Annotated in this window: 15 protein-coding genes; 6 read left to right on the top strand and 9 right to left on the bottom strand. The window is 57.9% G+C overall.

Annotated elements, in window-relative coordinates; genetic code table 11:
- Positions 1 to 8: 8 nt before the first annotated feature.
- Positions 9 to 704, bottom strand: coding sequence for a FadR/GntR family transcriptional regulator (locus DXX3274_RS01065; RefSeq protein WP_042858120.1), 696 nt, complete (start codon positions 702 to 704; stop codon positions 9 to 11).
- Between the two features lie 546 nt (positions 705 to 1,250).
- Here DXX3274_RS01065 and uxuA point away from each other — a divergent pair.
- Positions 1,251 to 2,435 (top strand): mannonate dehydratase, encoded by a 1,185-nt coding sequence (gene uxuA / locus DXX3274_RS01060; protein ID WP_042858118.1) that lies wholly within the window; start codon positions 1,251 to 1,253, stop codon positions 2,433 to 2,435.
- A 304-nt stretch (positions 2,436 to 2,739) separates the two neighbouring features.
- Here uxuA and yidA read toward each other — a convergent pair whose 3' ends face one another.
- Positions 2,740 to 3,555, bottom strand: coding sequence for a sugar-phosphatase (gene yidA / locus DXX3274_RS01055; protein ID WP_042858116.1), 816 nt, complete (start codon positions 3,553 to 3,555; stop codon positions 2,740 to 2,742).
- 231 nt (positions 3,556 to 3,786) lie between these two features.
- Between yidA and DXX3274_RS01050 the strand changes: the two genes are divergently transcribed.
- Positions 3,787 to 5,793 (top strand): methyl-accepting chemotaxis protein, encoded by a 2,007-nt coding sequence (locus tag DXX3274_RS01050; protein WP_042858114.1) that lies wholly within the window; start codon positions 3,787 to 3,789, stop codon positions 5,791 to 5,793.
- A gap of 102 nt (positions 5,794 to 5,895) precedes the next feature.
- Here DXX3274_RS01050 and uspA read toward each other — a convergent pair whose 3' ends face one another.
- Positions 5,896 to 6,330 (bottom strand): universal stress protein UspA, encoded by a 435-nt coding sequence (gene uspA / locus DXX3274_RS01045; RefSeq protein WP_033568931.1) that lies wholly within the window; start codon positions 6,328 to 6,330, stop codon positions 5,896 to 5,898.
- Positions 6,331 to 6,969: 639 nt separating this feature from the next.
- Between uspA and uspB the strand changes: the two genes are divergently transcribed.
- Entirely contained in the window at positions 6,970 to 7,305 is a 336-nt protein-coding gene (uspB, locus tag DXX3274_RS01040) for a universal stress protein UspB (protein WP_024104057.1), read from the top strand.
- Positions 7,306 to 7,435: 130 nt separating this feature from the next.
- Here the strand turns inward: uspB and pitA are convergent, their stop codons facing one another.
- A complete protein-coding gene (gene pitA / locus DXX3274_RS01035; protein WP_042858110.1) occupies positions 7,436 to 8,944 on the bottom strand; it encodes an inorganic phosphate transporter PitA in 1,509 nt (502 codons plus the stop codon).
- Positions 8,945 to 9,248: 304 nt separating this feature from the next.
- Between pitA and DXX3274_RS01030 the strand changes: the two genes are divergently transcribed.
- From DXX3274_RS01030 to DXX3274_RS01020, 3 genes are read left to right on the top strand one after another with little or no spacing between them, the layout of a single operon-like run.
- Positions 9,249 to 10,433: an NAD(P)/FAD-dependent oxidoreductase gene (locus DXX3274_RS01030; protein WP_042861788.1), complete on the top strand. Its 1,185-nt coding sequence runs from the start codon at positions 9,249 to 9,251 to the stop codon at positions 10,431 to 10,433.
- A gap of 28 nt (positions 10,434 to 10,461) precedes the next feature.
- Entirely contained in the window at positions 10,462 to 11,994 is a 1,533-nt protein-coding gene (locus DXX3274_RS01025; RefSeq protein ID WP_084478653.1) for an AAA family ATPase, read from the top strand.
- The gene (locus DXX3274_RS01020) at positions 11,978 to 12,610 is read left to right on the top strand and encodes a hypothetical protein (RefSeq protein ID WP_042858108.1); all 633 of its coding nucleotides are present in this window, start codon (positions 11,978 to 11,980) and stop codon (positions 12,608 to 12,610) included. The genes DXX3274_RS01025 and DXX3274_RS01020 overlap by 17 nt, the downstream gene beginning before the upstream one ends.
- 94 nt (positions 12,611 to 12,704) lie before the next feature.
- Here DXX3274_RS01020 and DXX3274_RS01015 read toward each other — a convergent pair whose 3' ends face one another.
- From DXX3274_RS01015 to DXX3274_RS00995, 5 genes are all read right to left on the bottom strand, one after another.
- The gene (locus DXX3274_RS01015; protein WP_042858092.1) at positions 12,705 to 12,956 is read right to left on the bottom strand and encodes a DUF1471 domain-containing protein; all 252 of its coding nucleotides are present in this window, start codon (positions 12,954 to 12,956) and stop codon (positions 12,705 to 12,707) included.
- A 199-nt stretch (positions 12,957 to 13,155) separates the two neighbouring features.
- Positions 13,156 to 14,019 (bottom strand): endonuclease/exonuclease/phosphatase family protein, encoded by an 864-nt coding sequence (locus tag DXX3274_RS01010; protein WP_042858107.1) that lies wholly within the window; start codon positions 14,017 to 14,019, stop codon positions 13,156 to 13,158.
- Between the two features lie 25 nt (positions 14,020 to 14,044).
- Positions 14,045 to 15,148 (bottom strand): ABC transporter ATP-binding protein, encoded by a 1,104-nt coding sequence (locus DXX3274_RS01005; protein WP_042858106.1) that lies wholly within the window; start codon positions 15,146 to 15,148, stop codon positions 14,045 to 14,047.
- Between the two features lie 4 nt (positions 15,149 to 15,152).
- Positions 15,153 to 16,199: a carbohydrate ABC transporter permease gene (locus tag DXX3274_RS01000; RefSeq protein ID WP_042858105.1), complete on the bottom strand. Its 1,047-nt coding sequence runs from the start codon at positions 16,197 to 16,199 to the stop codon at positions 15,153 to 15,155.
- Complete coding sequence (locus tag DXX3274_RS00995) at positions 16,196 to 17,113, bottom strand: carbohydrate ABC transporter permease (RefSeq protein ID WP_050569778.1); 918 nt, start codon at positions 17,111 to 17,113, stop codon at positions 16,196 to 16,198. Before DXX3274_RS00995 ends, DXX3274_RS01000 begins: the two co-directional genes overlap by 4 nt.
- Positions 17,114 to 17,144 lie beyond the last annotated feature (31 nt).

The raw sequence follows: 17,144 nt of genomic DNA, 5'->3' as shown, positions 1-17,144 counted from the left end.
ACTCACGCCTACTTATCACCGCTGAACAGATGATCGTACACATGCTGGAGATGGCGCTCCATGCTGGCGCGTGCCCGGGCCGGGTCGCGCGCGACGATGGCGTCGGCGATATCGATATGGTCCTGATTCATGGTGCGGGGAAAATCGGGGTCGGCGTAGAGCGTTTCCAGCCGCACAAACCGGCTGCTCTGACGCTTGTTCCACAGGTAATCCATCATGTCCTGCAGCACTTCATTGCCGGACATTTCACTGATCAACAGATGAAACCGCTTGTCTTCATGCAGAAACTGCGCGTCGTTGACGTGCAGGCGTGACAGGTCGCGGGTGATATCCTGCAGCGCGGCGCGTTGCTCGTCGGTGGCATGCACCGCCGCCAGTTCCGCCATCATCGCCTCGTATACCTGACGGGCCTGAATGAACGCCCGCAGGCTGAATTCGTCTTCCGGCGGCGCGGCGGGCGGCACGTCCGGCAGCGGATCGTTGACGTACACGCCATTCCCGGTGCGAATCTCCACCCACCTGGTAATTTCCAGCGCAATCAGCGCCTCGCGGATGGACGAGCGGCTCACCCCCAGCTGTTTCGCCAGTTCACGCTCCGAGGGCAGCAGTTGCCCGGCCGCAAACTGACCGTTCCTGATGCAGTTAATCAGCAGGTTGGATATCTGCCGGTACAGCCGCTCAACTTTCAGTGTGGGTAACACCATATCCCCTCCGGCCCCGTCAGCCGTGTCCTGTCGGCCTATGTCCTGTAAACATAGGCCTCTTATAAACAACAGCCCGCAGCTTACCATAGCCGTCAAAACGCCAGAAAATTAAATGCCGCAGCGCCATACGCAGATGATGGGGCTGCTATCCATCTCACATCCGGGCACCACAGCGGCCTCTTGCCTGATGTTTGCGTGATCTAAATCACAGAAATATCACCGCAGGTGGTGAATAGTGAATCGGTCTGGTGGCCTGACCACCAGACCGATTATTATTCAATCTATACCCTAAATAATTCGAGTTGCGGGACAACACGCTGGCGTGTTGAACAACGCCACGCGTTGGCCCTTTAGGGCAAGGCTCAGAATGAGCCTTGTAACGCGGCAACCGAGTGAATCCCCAGGAGCTTACAAAAGTAAGTGACTGGGGTGAACGACAAATTGGCGTAAGCCGATTTGAACGCTGCTTGGCGAGGCCCATGAAATGCGCAGCCAACGCACCTGCAACTTGAAGTATGACGAGTATATAGCTTAAGGAGCTACTTTATGGAACACACCTGGCGCTGGTACGGCCCCAACGATCCGGTGTCGCTGGATGATGCCCGCCAGGCGGGCGCGACCGGTATCGTCACCGCACTGCACCACATCCCGAATGGCGAAGTGTGGAGCGTTGAAGAGATTAAGAAGCGCCAGGCGCAACTGGCTGAAAAAGGGTTGATCTGGTCGGTAGTGGAAAGCGTGCCGGTGCACGAAGCCATCAAAACCCAGACCGGCGACTACCGCCGCTACATCGCCAACTATCAGCAGTCGCTGCGCAATCTGGGCGCCTGCGGCATCGATACCGTGTGCTACAACTTTATGCCGGTGCTGGACTGGACCCGTACCGACCTGGAATACCCGCTGCCGGACGGCTCCCGGGCGCTGCGTTTTGACCACACCGCCTTCGCCGCCTTCGAACTACACCTGCTCCAGCGCGCAGGCGCCGCCGCCGACTACACCGACGACGAACAACGCCAGGCCGCGGCCTATTTCGCCGCCATGACCGACGCGGACAAAAACAAGCTGACCCGCAATATTATCGCCGGTCTGCCGGGCGCTGAAGAGGGGTACACGCTGGAACAGTTCCGCGCCCAGTTGGCGCAGTACGATGGCATCGACAAGGCGACATTGCGTGAGCACATGGCCGAATTCCTGCGGGCGATTGTGCCGGTAGCGGAAGAAGCCGGCATCGTGCTGGCGGTACATCCGGACGATCCGCCGCGCCCGATTCTCGGCCTGCCGCGCATCGTTTCCACCATTGAAGATATGCAGTGGCTGAAAGACGCCGTGGACAGCATCCATAACGGTTTCACCATGTGCACCGGGTCTTACGGCGTACGGGCGGACAACGATCTGGTGAAGATGATCGAAACCTTCGCCGACCGCATCCACTTCACCCATTTGCGCGCTACCTGCCGCGAAGACAACCCGAAAAGCTTCCACGAAGCCGCGCATCTGCATGGCGATGTGGACATGGTGAAAGTGGTGAAAGCGATTCTGGCGGAAGAACACCGTCGCCGTCAGCAGGGCAACACCCGCGCTATTCCGATGCGCCCCGATCACGGCCACCAGATGCTGGATGACCTGAAGAAGAAAACCAACCCCGGCTATTCCGCCATCGGGCGGCTAAAAGGGCTGGCGGAAGTGCGCGGCGTCGAACTGGCGATCAAACAGACGTTCTTTAACGACTGATCCGCACACTCCCCTATACCCTAAATAATTCAAGTTGCAGGACAACACGCTCGCGTGTTGAACAACGCCACGCGTTGGCCCTTTAGGGCAAGGCTCAGAATGAGCCTTGTAACGCGGCGACGCAGCGAATCCCCAGGAGCTTACTCAAGTAAGTGACTGGGGTGAGCGACAACGCTGCCGGGAGCAGAGTTGAACGCGGCTGACAGCGGCCCCGAAGGGGCGAGGCCCAGGGATGGGCCGAGTAACAAAGCCAACGCATCTGCAGCTTGAAGTATGACGGGTATATATGTCTGGCCCGCTCGGGTCAGACATTCAACACAAACTTCTCAATAGCGTAAGCCACGCCGTCTTCACTGTTAGATTTGGTGACAAACTGGCTCGCCGCCTTGACCGCGTCGATAGCATTGCCCATCGCCACACCCAGCCCGGCGAACTCAATCATCGCCAGATCGTTTTCCTGATCGCCCAGCGCCATCACTTCATCACGTTCAAGGCCAAGGTGCTGCGCCAGCATTTTCACCCCTTCGCCTTTGTTGACGCGCTTGTCCAGAATCTCCAGGTAGAAAGCGGCGCTTTTCATGATGGTGTAACGCGTGAAATCTTCGCGCGGAATGCGGGCGATAGCGGCATCCAGTAACTCGGGCTCGTCAATCATCATCACTTTCGGGAAACGCAGGCCAGGGTCCATTTCCTCCACCGCCCGGTATTTCAGCGGCATGCTGGTCAGATGGGACTCATGCACCGTATAAGCGCTGATGTCTTTGTTGGCGGTGTAAACATAATTGAAATCAAGCGCATGGAAGTGCACGCCCAGCTCACGCGACAGCGCTTCGAAATGGAGGTAATCCTCAAAGCTCAGCGTCGTCTGCGCCACACATTCACCCGTCGCCGTGCGTTGCACCAGCGCGCCGTTATTGGTGATGCAGTAATGTCCGTCCTGCTGCAGGCCCAGCTGTTTCAGATAGCGCTCAACGCCAATGAACGGGCGCCCGGTAGCCAGCGCCACATAGACGCCTTTTTCGCGGGCGGCGACAATCGCCTGTTTCACCGCTGGCGAGATTTGATTTTCCGGCGTCAGCAGCGTGCCGTCCATATCAATCGCAATCAGTTTTATCGCCATGAATTTCCCCAATAATCAGTTCAACTCCCTGCATGCTAGCGCGATTTCGCCGGGCGAAGCCAGAAAAACAGCGCCGGTTTCATGGTTCCGACATTAAAGCCCCCGCCATGCAGGCCGATATTATAAATGTGATGCAGTTCACAATAGGGACATGGTTCAGGCTGCACACATTCACCTGCTGTTGATTTTTCTTTCATCCATTGAATGGCTTCACACAGGGGAGTTCTCATCATGTCCATTGAGCTGGTTTCCCATACTTCCTCTACCCAGACGCCTCTGGTTTCTCTCTCCACCGCCGGGAAGAAAAAATTGTCTACCCGCGCGCTGGTGCTGATTACCACGGTTTTCATCATTACCTGCGGCTTTATCCTCACTATTGGTTTTCTGCTGTGGCAATCCAGCCAGCAACAGAAAGCGACGGCTCAGCAATTGCTGGAACAAACCGCCTACACCAGCGCCTATTCGGTGCAGAACCGGCTCGATATCGCGCTGTTTGCCGCCCGCGACCTGGCGCAGAGCGTGACCAGCCTGCGGGAAACCGGCGCGCCGGACCGCACCACCGCCGAGCAGTTGCTGAAAAACGCGCTCAAAAGCCACCCCGACCTGTTGTCAATGTCGCTGGCATGGGAGCCAAACGCCTTTGACGGCAAAGACCAGCAGTACGCCAGCCAGCTGGAGCAGGACCCGAAGGGCCGGTTTGTGCGCTACGTTGACCGCGACAACGCCGGTAAAGTGGCGCTGCACAACCTGACCGATTACGAAACGCCCGGCAGCGGCGATTACTATCTGCTGCCGCGCAAACTGCAAAAAGAGGTGATTCTCGAACCCTATAGCTACCCCTATAACGGCGTCGACGTGCTGCTGACCTCGATTGCGGTGCCGATCATGATTGACGGCAAATTCTACGGTTCGGTAACCGCCGACTTCTCGCTGGATACGCTGCAGCAGATGGTCAACGGCATCAAGCCTTATCAGGGCGCTGGTTACGCCACGATGTACTCCGCCTCCGGCACCTACATCGCCCATCCGGACAAGGCGCGCATCGCCAAAAAACTGGAAGGCGACCCGCCGCTGATGGACAGCATCGCCGCGGGCAAGCCCTATAACCGGCAGCGTTTCAACAGTTTCACCAACGCCGACATGATGAATGCCTACGTGCCGATCGCCATCGGCAATACCGGCACGCCGTGGATGCTGGGGGTGAGCGTGCCGGAACAGGTGGTAATGGCCGAATCAGTGCGGCTGCGTTACATCGGCGCAATCATGACCCTGCTTAGCATTCTGGTGGTGTCCGGGGTGATTGGCCTGATCTTCACCCGCAAGGTACTGCGCCCGGTGGGCGGCGAGCCGGTGGAAGCGGCGGCGATCGCGCTGGCGGTGGCGCAAGGCGACCTGACGCTCCACATCCCGGTCCAACCCAAAGACACCAGCAGCATCTTCTATGCGATGTCCGAAATGCAGCAGCAGCTACGCAGCATCGTGGAACAGCTGATGAGCACCAGCGAATCGGTCAGTCACGGCGCAGCGGAAATTTCGGCCGGCAACGTCGATTTGGCGTCCCGTACCGAACAGCAGGCGGCAGCGCTGGAAGAAACCGCCGCCAGCATGGAACAGATCACCGCTACCGTGAAGCAGAACGCCGACAACGCGCACAGCGCCACCCGGCTGACGCAGAACGCGGCGCACATCGCCCAGCGCGGCGACGAAATTGTGGGTCAGGTGGTCAGCGTCATGGGCAGCATTGATGAAAGCTCGAAGAAAATCAGCGAGATCACCGGCATCATCAGCAGCATTGCGTTTCAAACCAATATTCTGGCGCTCAATGCGGCGGTGGAAGCGGCCCGCGCCGGCGAACAGGGTCGCGGTTTCGCGGTGGTGGCCGGCGAGGTGCGCAGTCTGGCCCAGCGCAGCGCCGATGCGGTGAAAGACATCACCGCGCTGATCGGCGAATCCGCCGAACGGGTCGGTCATGGGGTCGGCATGGTGGAAAACGCCGGGAAAACCATGCGGGACATGCTGACCGCCGTGACGTCGGTCAACGACATCATGAGCGAGATTGTCGCCGCGTCCGACGAGCAGTCCCGCGGTATCAGTCAGGTGACGCAGGCGGTGCATGAAATGGACGGCGTCACCCAGCAAAACGCCGCGCTGGTGCAACAAGCCACCGCCGCCGCCGCTTCACTGGAAGATCAGGCCCGGCAACTGGCGCAACTGGTGCAGGTGTTCCGTATTCATTGATCACCTGGCGGAACCCCATCACGCAAAAGGCATAGCCGAATGGCTATGCCTTATTCGTATCCGCCTGCTCACCCGACCCTTATCAGAGCCGCTTCGGGCGGCTTATTCCTCTTCGTCACGCAGCGGCACAATCAGCATGTCGATGTGCACCGTATTGATCAGCTGGCGCGCGGACGACATCAGTTTGCTCCAGAAATCCTGATGATGACCGCACAGCACCAGGTCGACATCATACTTGCGGATGGCGTCAACCAGCACCTGGCCCAGATCGCCGCTGCCGCTCAGGGTTTCCGAGATAGGATAGCCGGCGTTTTCCGCCAGTTCCCTCAGGGCATTCTGGGTTTCTTCGGAAATACGTTGCTGCATGTCGCCCAGGTTGACATCGATCAGCCCGGTGTAGAGATCGGAGTAATTCACGTCAACATGGATCAAAGAGACTTTGGCATCATACGGTCGCGCCATGGAAACCGCTTTTTCCACTAACACCTTACTTTCCGGTGACAGGTCGACCGCGATAAGGATGTGTTTGTAAGCCATGATAAGCTCCTTCCGTAATGACTAACTGATGGGTCAGCAGATATTTCTCCTGCCAGTCTGATAACCGATGGCTGTAATGAGCATAGCACCCCGCTGATTCCGGGTTATGTTCAACAGATCACAACGCCACATATTTTGTAACGGTTCTGCGGATACTGGTAACCACTTGCCCTGAAGCGACCGTCCATCTGCGCCGATACTATTTATAGCTAATGACTCATAGCTAATGACTCATAGCTAATGACTCATAGCTGATGACTCATAGCTGATGACGGTTTATAGCTTATAACTGAAACCTCCCGCCCGTATGCAAAGTGTAGTTGAAAAGGGCGCGGCCTACGGAGAAGAAAGCCGGTGTCAGATCAAAAGAAGTCGTGATGTTTTTTGCTTTCAGGAACCTTACGTCAGATATGGAAAAAAAACGCAAGGCTCTTCTACAATGAAATTGAGGGGGACCCTGTAGGCCCTTCTCCAGGCAAGGATACAGCGGTGAAGAAGAACACCCGGGCAACTCGCCATGGCTTGGCAGCCCCATAACATCGCGTGAATAACGTGTGGCATAAATACCCACGGATGTGATGTCGGCAGGATTCGACACGTGAAAGCATCTGATGGGTCATAATCCGGGAGGGAAGCATGATGATTAGTACATTTGCGCTTTTCTGGGCTTTATGTGTCGTCTGTGTCATCAATATGGCGCGATATTATTCTTCGTTACGAGTGCTGCTGCTGATACTGAGAGACTGCGATCCGCTGCTGTACCAGTATGTGGATGGAGGCGGCTTTTTTACCTCCCACGGGCAGCCCAGTAAACAGTTGCGGTTGGTTCGCTACATCTACGCACAACGTTATCTTGATCATCACGACCCCGAGTTCATCCGCCGCTGTGCACGGGTGCGCGGTCAGTTTCTGCTGACCTCCGCCTTGTGCGGGCTGGTTGTGGTCAGCCTTATTGCCTTGATCATCTGGCACTGAGGCGGCCCGGCGGCGGCGTAAACCGGTCGTGTTTCTATCAACCCCAACCCTATACACTGACAGCAGAAAGGCGGCCTGGTGGCCGCCTTTCTTATACTCGCACTCGCTACGGTTTTATCACCGCGCCGATTCAGATCAGTTTCAGCGACAGCCAGTACAGCACGCCGGACAGCAGCATCGACACCGGCAGGGTAAACACCCAGGCCAGCAGAATGCTTTTCACGGTTTTCCCCTGCACGCCGCCGCCGTCCACAATCATGGTTCCGGCCACCGCGGACGAAAGTACGTGAGTCGTGGAGACCGGCATGCCGGTATAGCTGGCGATACCGATGGACATCGCCGCCGTCACCTGCGCCGAAACGCCCTGCGCATAGGTCATGCCTTTTCTGCCAATCTTCTCGCCGATGGTCACCGCCACGCGCTTCCAACCCACCATGGTGCCGAGCGACAGCGCCAACGCCACCGCCACGATAATCCACAGCGGCGCATATTCCACCGTGTACAGCAGGTCGCTGCGCAGGTTGTTGAGCAGGCGTTTGTCGTCAGACGGGGTTTCCGGCAGCTTGACAACGCGATCCATCGTATCGGCGATGCACATCAGCAAGCGACGAGCGCGGGCGCGGTCGTCCGCAGCCAGTTCATCGTAGCTTTTGACGTTATTCAGCAGCACCAGCACGCGGTCGACGGCGATCATCGCGCGGGAGGTATCACAGTGAAAATCCGGTTTATTACCGGTGGACGGAATCACGTTTTCCGGCGCCGGAATCGCCGGATGCGACAGGTCGATCACATGCGTCAGCGCCGCGCCGTGAGACTGGTAGTACGTCTGCAGGTTCACCACCGCGTCGCGAGTGCGGCTGATATCGTAACCGGACGCATTCATGTTCAGCATAAATCCGGCCGGCGCCACGCCAATCAACACCAGCATGATCAGGCCGATGCCTTTCTGGCCGTCGTTCGCGCCATGCGAGAAGCTCACGCCCACCGCGGACAGGATCAGCGCGGTACGGGTCCAGAACGGCGGTTTGCGCTTACCGTCCTGTTTTTCACGCTCGGCTGGCGTCAGGTGAACGCGCTGGCGCTTCTTATTACTGCTCCAGTAACGGCGCAACAGATACACCATCAACCCGGCGATGATCATGCCGACCACTGGCGAAACCAGCAGCGACAGGAAGATACTGACCATTTTGGGAATATTGAGCGCATCTACCACCGACGTATGGGTCACCAGCGCATTGGTCAGACCGATACCGATGATGGAACCGATCAACGTATGCGAACTGGAAGCCGGCAGCCCGAAATACCAGGTGCCCAGGTTCCAGATGATCGCCGCCAGCAGCATGGAAAACACCATCGCCAGCCCGTGAGTGGAGCTAACGTTCAGCAACAAATCGGTCGGCAACAGGTGAACGATGGCGTATGCAACGCTCAGCCCGCCCAGCAATACCCCGAGAAAGTTGAAAACCCCGGCCATGACAACCGCCAGTTGGGCACGCATCGCACGGGTATAGATAACAGTGGCTACCGCGTTGGCGGTATCGTGAAAGCCGTTGATGGCTTCGTAGAACAGGACAAACAGCAGAGCGAGAACCAGCATCAGACCGGTGTGGAAATCAAGCCCGGCAAATAAATGTAGCATAAGTGTTAGGCCATGTAGTGGTCATGAACGCGGCGCATTATCGGCGACAAGCGGAAACGGGAAAAGCAAAATATGACATTATTTTGACTTAATTTACGCCATTCCTGCCGGTGACAATGATTTAGTTAATTAAAATCAAGGTATTATTGTTTTTACCCATCCACACACTTTGTTACCGGCAAACGGCGGCGGCACAGCATGGCGCAAGGAACAGGGCGCACCCGGGCGATGACCGGCGTCGGGACATCGCCTATAATCGGCCGCCCTGTGGGGCGATGACATGGCGGAACAACGGGAGAGTAATGTGGAACAGTTTGACGTAATCATCATTGGCGCGGGCGCGGCCGGGCTGTTCTGTGCGGCGCAGGCAGGCCAGAAAGGACTGCGGGTGCTGCTGGTGGATAACGGCAAAAAACCGGGCCGCAAGATTCTGATGTCCGGTGGCGGACGCTGCAACTTTACCAATATGCACGCCGAACCGGCGGCCTACCTGTCGAACAACCCGCATTTTTGCAAATCCGCCCTCGCCCGCTACACCCAATGGGATTTCATCAGCCTGGTCAACCGCCACGGCATCGCGTATCACGAAAAAACCCTCGGCCAGCTGTTCTGCGACGATTCCGCGCAGCAGATTGTCGATATGCTGATGAAAGAGTGCGAAGCCGGTAAGGTGACGCTGCGCCTGCGCAGCGAGGTGCTGTCGGTGGAAAAAACCGATCGGTTCCTGGTGAAGCTCAACACCGGGATGGTACAGGCGCCGGCGCTGGTTGTCGCCACCGGCGGGCTGTCGATGCCGGGGCTGGGAGCCACCCCGTTTGGTTATCAACTGGCGGCGCAGTTTGGCCTCAACGTGTTGCCGACCCGCGCCGCGCTGGTGCCGTTTACCCTGCATAAGCCGCTGCTGGAACAGTTGCAGACGCTCTCCGGCGTGTCGGTGCCGGCGGTGGTCACGGCCGAAAACGGCACCACCTTCCGCGAAAATATTCTGTTTACCCACCGTGGCCTGTCCGGCCCGGCGATCCTGCAGCTGTCCAGCTACTGGCAGCCGGGGGAATTCGTCACCATCAACCTGTTGCCCAACCTTGATCTGACCGAATGCCTTAACAACGAACGTCAGTCGCACCCGAATCAGAGCCTGAAAAACACGCTATCGCAGTGGTTGCCGAAACGGCTGGTGGAATGCCTGCAGGCGCTGGGACAGTTACCGGACGTCACGCTAAAACAGCTCAACAAGCCGCAGCAGACCGAGGTGGAAACCACGCTGCAACAGTGGCGGGTACAGCCTAACGGCACCGAAGGTTATCGCACGGCGGAAGTGACGCTCGGCGGCGTCGATACCCGTGAGCTGTCGTCAAAAACGATGGAAGCCGGCAACATGCCGGGGCTGTACTTCATCGGCGAAGTGGTGGACGTCACCGGCTGGCTCGGCGGTTACAACTTCCAGTGGGCCTGGAGCTCCGCCTGGGCGTGCGCGCAGGCGCTGGGGTAACGGTTGATCCCCGGCATGAATTCCGGAAATGGATGTATCATTGCCAGAAGATTTGTACACTGCGCAGGCGACTCAACGTCTGACTAAGGAACGGATGATGAAAATAAAGCAATTCAGGTTGCACAATGTCGGGCGCTTTACTTCTCTCGATGCTCTCATCGCGCCAACGGCTGATTATCCTTCCAACGTCACGGTGCTGGTCGGCAATAATGGCGCCGGGAAAACCTCCATTTTGCAGGCACTGGCGACTTCGCTCGGCTGGCTGGTCGCGCGGGTGCGCAGTGAAAAAGGCAGCGGTAGCGGCATCAGCGAAGACTCCATTACCAACGGGCAGACTTCCGCCGCGATTGAGATCATGGTACGGGATACCACGCCGTCGCTGAATAATGCCGAGGACAACGAGACTGAATATCATTGGACGCTGGCAAAAACCCGCAGCGGTAAAAAAGGACAGCACACCAGCCAGCTTAATGCACTCTCCACACTCGCCGATCGCTACCGTACTGCCTTGACGCAAGATGAACAAAGCAGCCTGCCATTAATCGCCTTTTATCCGGTCGAACGCAGCGTGCTGGATATTCCGCTAAAAATAAAAGGCAAGCATCGTTTTCAACAGGTGGATGGGTACGACAACGCGCTCAATCAGGGCGTGGATTTCCGGCGTTTCTTCGAATGGTTTCGTGAGCGGGAAGATATTGAAAACGAAGATGGTATGCCATTGGCATTATTAAAAATAATGGAGAAAGACCCTGAAAGGGTTTCAGATATTCTCAATTATATTGACGATGCTCCAGGTAGATTAGAAAAAATAGATCCGAGTAATTTTAAAGGAATTAAAAATGAGTTTGAAAAAATCTCGAGTGCATTACAACTTATCCGGGAAATAGAAAGCGCGTCAAAAGACTCACAGCTTAAAGCTGTACGCTCAGCCATTACCGCTTTTATGCCAAACTTTTCTAATTTACGTGTGCGACGCAAACCCCGGCTACATATGTCGGTCGATAAAAACGGTGAAGCCTTTAATGTACTACAACTGTCGCAAGGCGAAAAATCACTGATGGCGCTGGTGGGCGACATTGCGCGCCGTCTGGCGATAATGAACCCGAAGTTGGACAACCCGCTGCACGGGCAAGGCATTGTGCTGATCGATGAAGTGGATATGCATCTGCATCCGTCGTGGCAGCGCAGTATTATCGAGCGGCTGACCACCACCTTCCCCAACTGTCAGTTTATTTTGACCACCCATTCGCCGCTGGTGATCAGCGATTACAAGGATGTATTGGTCTACTCACTGGATAACGGCGAACTGACCGTGGTGCCCTCTCAGTATGGTCAAGACGCCAACAGCGTGTTGCTGGAGGTGATGGATACGCATATCCGTAACGCACGAATCGCGGAAAAATTTAGTGACCTGCTGGACATGATCCAACGCCAGCAACTCACGCCAGCCAAAGCACTGCTGGATGAACTGACGGCTGAGTTGCCCGCCACCAATCTGGAACTGACCAAAGCCCGCCTATTACTGCGCAAACAGGAGTTACGCGGTGAGAAGAATCACTAAAGGCGCTGAACCTACCGGCCTGACAGCCTGGAAGCGCGCCAATCCCAACGGCCGCTATGACGATTTGACGGAAACCGAGCGGCAGGACATCCGTGATACCTGCGCCAAAGAGCAGTTTTACCTGTGCGCCTACTGCTGCAAACCGATCAGCGGTGATAACAGCGACACCATGAATGAGCATGTGCAGGCGCGAAAACTGGTGCCTCACCGCAGCCTTGATTTCACCAATATCGTCGCCAGTTGCACTACACCAAATCAGTGCGACGCCGCCCACGGTTCACAACCGTTTTCACTTACCCCGCTGATGGCGGAATGCGAAACGGAATTGCAATTTATGATTAGCGGGCGCGTCAACGGTACGACGCTACGCGCGCAGGATGCTATTCGGGTGCTTAACCTTGGCGACAATGAAACCCATAACAAAAAGCTGATTGAGATACGCAAACAGTTTATCGACAGCCTGTTATGGACTAACGGTATCGATCCTGACGAAGGGTTGGAAGACGACGACCTGCTAAGAGCCGTTATTAACGATTTCAGCTCCCCGCAAAACGGCAGGCTGGAGCCTTACGCACCGGTGCTGGTTAATATCCTGAAAGGATGGTTGTCGGCATAAAATCCAATGCGACTTCTCCCGTTAATCGTCCCTCCAAAACAACAAAGCCGCCCGAAGGCGGCCATTGTTGCGCATGATAACGGTAAACCGGTTATCAGTTGTACAGTTCAGCCACGCCGCGCATCTGGTTTTCACCGGAGGTAGCGGAGATGATGCGGAACGATTTGGCGCCGGCTGCATTGGCTTTTTCCGACAGGCTGGCCTGCAGACTGTCCAGCGTAGCGGCAGTCGCGCTTACCGAGCCAACAGACAGGCTGGCGGACTGTTGAACTTCAGTCGCGGCGAAGGTGCCGAAAGAAACGGTAGCCAGGGCGATAACTGCAACAATATTTTTGATAGCTTTCATGGTCAATATCCTTCACGTTGAATTTGGTTGGTTTCTTCAGTGAAAGCGTCTTCGCTTTCGATGGAAGTGATAATAGACCTGTTGCCGCGACGTTAAAATCGGGTTTATTTGCAGATATCTTTCAAAAAATATGAATAAAAAATAACCATGAATTACCTGTCACCGGCAGACCTCGCCGCCGGTGACGGCCTGATTTGGGTTACTGCAATTCCACCCACAGCGGGTGATGATCGGACCCCTGATTATCGGTATCCGCCCAACAACGGCGTACCGTCAGCCCCAGCGACGGCGTCAGCAGGCAGTGATCGATTCGGCCGCCGACACTCGGATGGGTAGAACCGCTATTCTCCGGCTGGCCGGCGGCGACCCAGGCATCCATCAACCCACGGTGACGAACCAACCGGCCGTGATGCGGCGACACCGGCCCAATCAGGCGACTGTACTCCTCGCTGTCCGGCAGGCAGTTCAAGTCCCCCATTAGGATCATCTCCAGCGGCATCACCGGCATCCGGCCCTCAGTCCAGCCCGCGGCCGGATCAGGATGACCGCCGCACCAGGCGCCGCCTTCATCCGGGGCGCGGGCGAAAAGCGCCAGCATCGCCTCCACCTGCGGCAACCGGGTATCGGCGCACAGGTGACTAAGATGGGTGTTATAGACGCGGATCGCCCCGGCGCCGGTGTCGATCACCGTTTCCAGTATGCCTTGCTGAATTGAGTGTTGAGTCAGGGTGCCGAATTTCGGCAGCGGAAAGTTGCGGCTGGAGAGAATCGGCCAGCGGGACAGCGTCAGGGTGCCGAACTGGCGGCGACGATTGACGACCCGGCCATCCGCCGCCACGGTGCTGGCATCCATGTCCAGATTGGCGCCGTAAACCCAGTGGTATTCTCCCAGCAGCGCCGCCAGCTCCGCCGGTTGATCCATCATGCCGGAGCGCTGCCAGAAGCGTTCCACTTCCTGCATACAGATAATATCCGCACCGCGTACTTCATCCGCGATGCGAGCCAAATCGTAGCGGCCGTCGCGGCCAAGACCGTATTGAATGTTGTAGCTGACAATGTGCATAAGGCAACCTGTTGGTAAGTGGACGTTAACCTGCCGTCCGGCAGGCGAAAACCGTATTGGCAGGCAGCACGACGCCTGCATCGGGCAGGCGGTTGCCGTCGGCGTCAAACAACAGCAAGGCATCAACCGACAGCGATACCCCGACTGACATCCCCGCGTCGTACTGCGCCGTCGAACCGGCCGCCAGCGCCTGCAACGGGCCGAGCGGCGTGTAAAGGCGGTACAGAATCTCCCGCCCCATCGGCTCGACGTGTTCGATGCGTCCGGACAGCGGGCCGACGCCCGGCGGCGTCAGGGCGACGTCTTCCGGCCGAATGCCGAGCGTCAGCGCGCCGTGATACGTCGATGACAACCCCCAGCTTGTCTCACCCACCGTCAACTGGTAGCCGCTGGCCTGTCCCGGCAGCAGGCAGATAGGCGGCGAGCCGATAAAGCTGGCGACAAAGGTATTGGCGGGCTGACGATAGAGCTGTTGCGGGGTGCCGATTTGCTCCACCCGCCCCCGATTCATACAGATAATGCGGTTGGCAAGCGTCATGGCCTCCAGTTGATCGTGCGTCACCATCAGCGTGGTGGCGCGCGAGCGGGCGTGAATCGCTTTTAGCTCGGTGCGCATCGTCATGCGCAAGGTGGCGTCGAGGTTGGACAACGGCTCGTCCAGCAGCAACAGCGACGGCCGCTTAACCAACGCCCGCGCCAGCGCCACCCGCTGCTGCTGGCCGCCGGACAGCGCCGCCGGTTTGCGATCCAGCAATTCCGTCACCTGCACCAGCGCCGCCGCGTCCCGTACCCGCTGGTCGCGCTCGTCGCGTTCAGCAGGCTTGAAACGCAGCGGAAACGCGATGTTGTCGTACACATTCAGATGCGGGTACAGCGCGTAAGACTGGAACACCACGCCAACGTTGCGATCGCGCGCATCCACGCCGTTCACCCGCTGGCCGTCGAACAAAATATGCCCTTGCGTCGGCGCATACAGCCCAGCCAGCAGAAACAGCGTGGTGGATTTGCCGCAGCCGGACGGCCCGAGAATCGCCACAAATTCGCCGTCAGCCAGCGTCAGGTCAACCGGGTGCAGCACCGGCGTATCGCCCCAGGCTTTGGTGACTCCATCAAGAACAATCTCCGCCATAATCTCAGCCTTTGATTCCACCGACGCTCATTTGCGTCAGGTATTTTTGGGTTAACAGGTACAGCGCCAGCACCGGAAGGATGTAGATGACGCCCACGGCGGCAATCAGCCCGGAATCCGCGCCCATGCTGTCTTGCGACGCCCAGAACAGGTACAGGCTCATGGTCATCCTGCCGCTGTCGATCAACAGGGTGCGCACAAAAATGTACTCCTCCCAGCCGCGCAGAAAGGCAAAGGTGGCGATGGCGATAATGCCGCCGGTCACCTGCGGCAGCACCACCAGTCGGAATGCCTGAAAGCGGCTGGTGCCGTCGGTAATCGCGCTCATTTCGATATCCCACGACACGCCGTCGAAAAAATTCTTCATCACGAAAATGGCGAACGGCAGTTCGAGCGCGCACATCACCAGCATCACGCCCCACAGGCTGTTGAGCAGCCCCATCCAGTAGAGCTGGATAAAGATCGCCACCGTCAGCGCCATCACCGGAAAGGCGTGCAACAGCAGCAGTGCTTTCAGCACCCCTTCGCGCCGTCTAAAACCGAGCCGGGACAGGGCATAGGCGGCAGGCACCGCCAGCAGCGTCACCAGCAGCGTGTGGCCGGCGGCGAACAGCAGCGAGTTGCCAAGCGCGGTCCAGACAGACGGCAACGTGCCGTTCTGCATACCGGTGGCCTGCACGTCCGGGTTCCACAAAAAACGGTAGTTGTGCCATGTGAGTTGCGGAGCAACCCACAACCCGAACACCAGCAGCGCCGCCAGCCCGACCAACCACCGCAAACGTCGGGCGCGCTGTTCGGTGCCCGCCCGCCAGGCGACGGCGAGCAGCAATCCGTACGCCAGTGCCGCGATCGTCAGCAACCGCCACAGCACCTGATACTCGCCGCCGCCATCCCGATGGGTAAACGAGATAGCCAGCAGCCACAGATAAGGGGTCACAATCGGTATCGATACCAGCGTCAGAAACAGCACCACGCTCGCCAGAAAACCCACCCGGTTCCAGCGCGAGCGCGCCGCCTGACGCGCCCAGTCGACAGCGGTCATCGTCGTCATCGCATCACCTCAATACGCGGCGGGGTAAACTGCGCGCGCATATTCATCATCCGCCACTGCAACAGCGTCAGCAGCACGCCGAACACCATCAGCCCCAGCGCCAGCATGGCGCCGTAGCCATAAGCGCCGGACTCGAAGGCGCGCCGGTAAATGTAGAGCGCATAGGTCGTGGTGTCGTACACCGGGCCGCCGCCGGTAATCAGCAGGATGTACTCGTAGGTCACCAGCAGCGACAACGCCTGATACAACGCGATGAAGCACACCGGGCTTTTCAGCGCCGGCAGCACCACATGACGAATCACCGACCACTCCCCGGCGCCGTCTACCCGCGCGGCATGCCACAGGTGCGCCGGAATGGCGCGAATCGTGGAGGCGAGAATCACCATCGCAAAAGAAGCGCCCACCAGGCCGTTCGCCACCACAATCAGGATCATTGGATGGTCGTTGCGCAGATTGAGCGGCGGCAGCCCGAACACGCCGACCACCACCTGATTGATCAGGCTGTGGGGCGACGGGTCTGCCGCCCAGATCCACAACAGCGCGTACAGCACCGACGGCGAAATCCGCGGCAAAAACCAGATGCCGCGAAACAGCGCTCCCAGCGCCGGCGGCACGGCGGTGGTGGCAATCGCCAGCACGATGCCCAGCCCCAGGTTGAACAGCAGCAGCGTACTGACGACGTACACCAGCGTGGTCAGCAGGATGGCGGGCAGGCGTTTGTCCGCCACCAGCAACCGCATCAGGTTGTCGGCGCCAAAGGCGCTTATCTGCACATTGCTGCCCATGTCGCTAAAGGCAATCACCAGATTAAGCAGCATCGGCGCGACAAAAAACACCGCCAGCACCGAGATGGCGGGAGCCAGCCAGCGCGCGGGATGCACGCCGGTCGGGCGATTCGGGAACGTCACAGGCATACGCCACCTCGCTCGTCAGAGCCGGAGACAC

This window comes from Dickeya sp. NCPPB 3274 (assembly GCF_000406205.1).
GTDB classification, from domain to species: Bacteria; Pseudomonadota; Gammaproteobacteria; order Enterobacterales; family Enterobacteriaceae; genus Dickeya; species Dickeya fangzhongdai.
The sequence above is the reverse complement of the archived record's forward strand: the minus strand, read 5'-3'. Positions and strand labels throughout refer to the sequence as shown.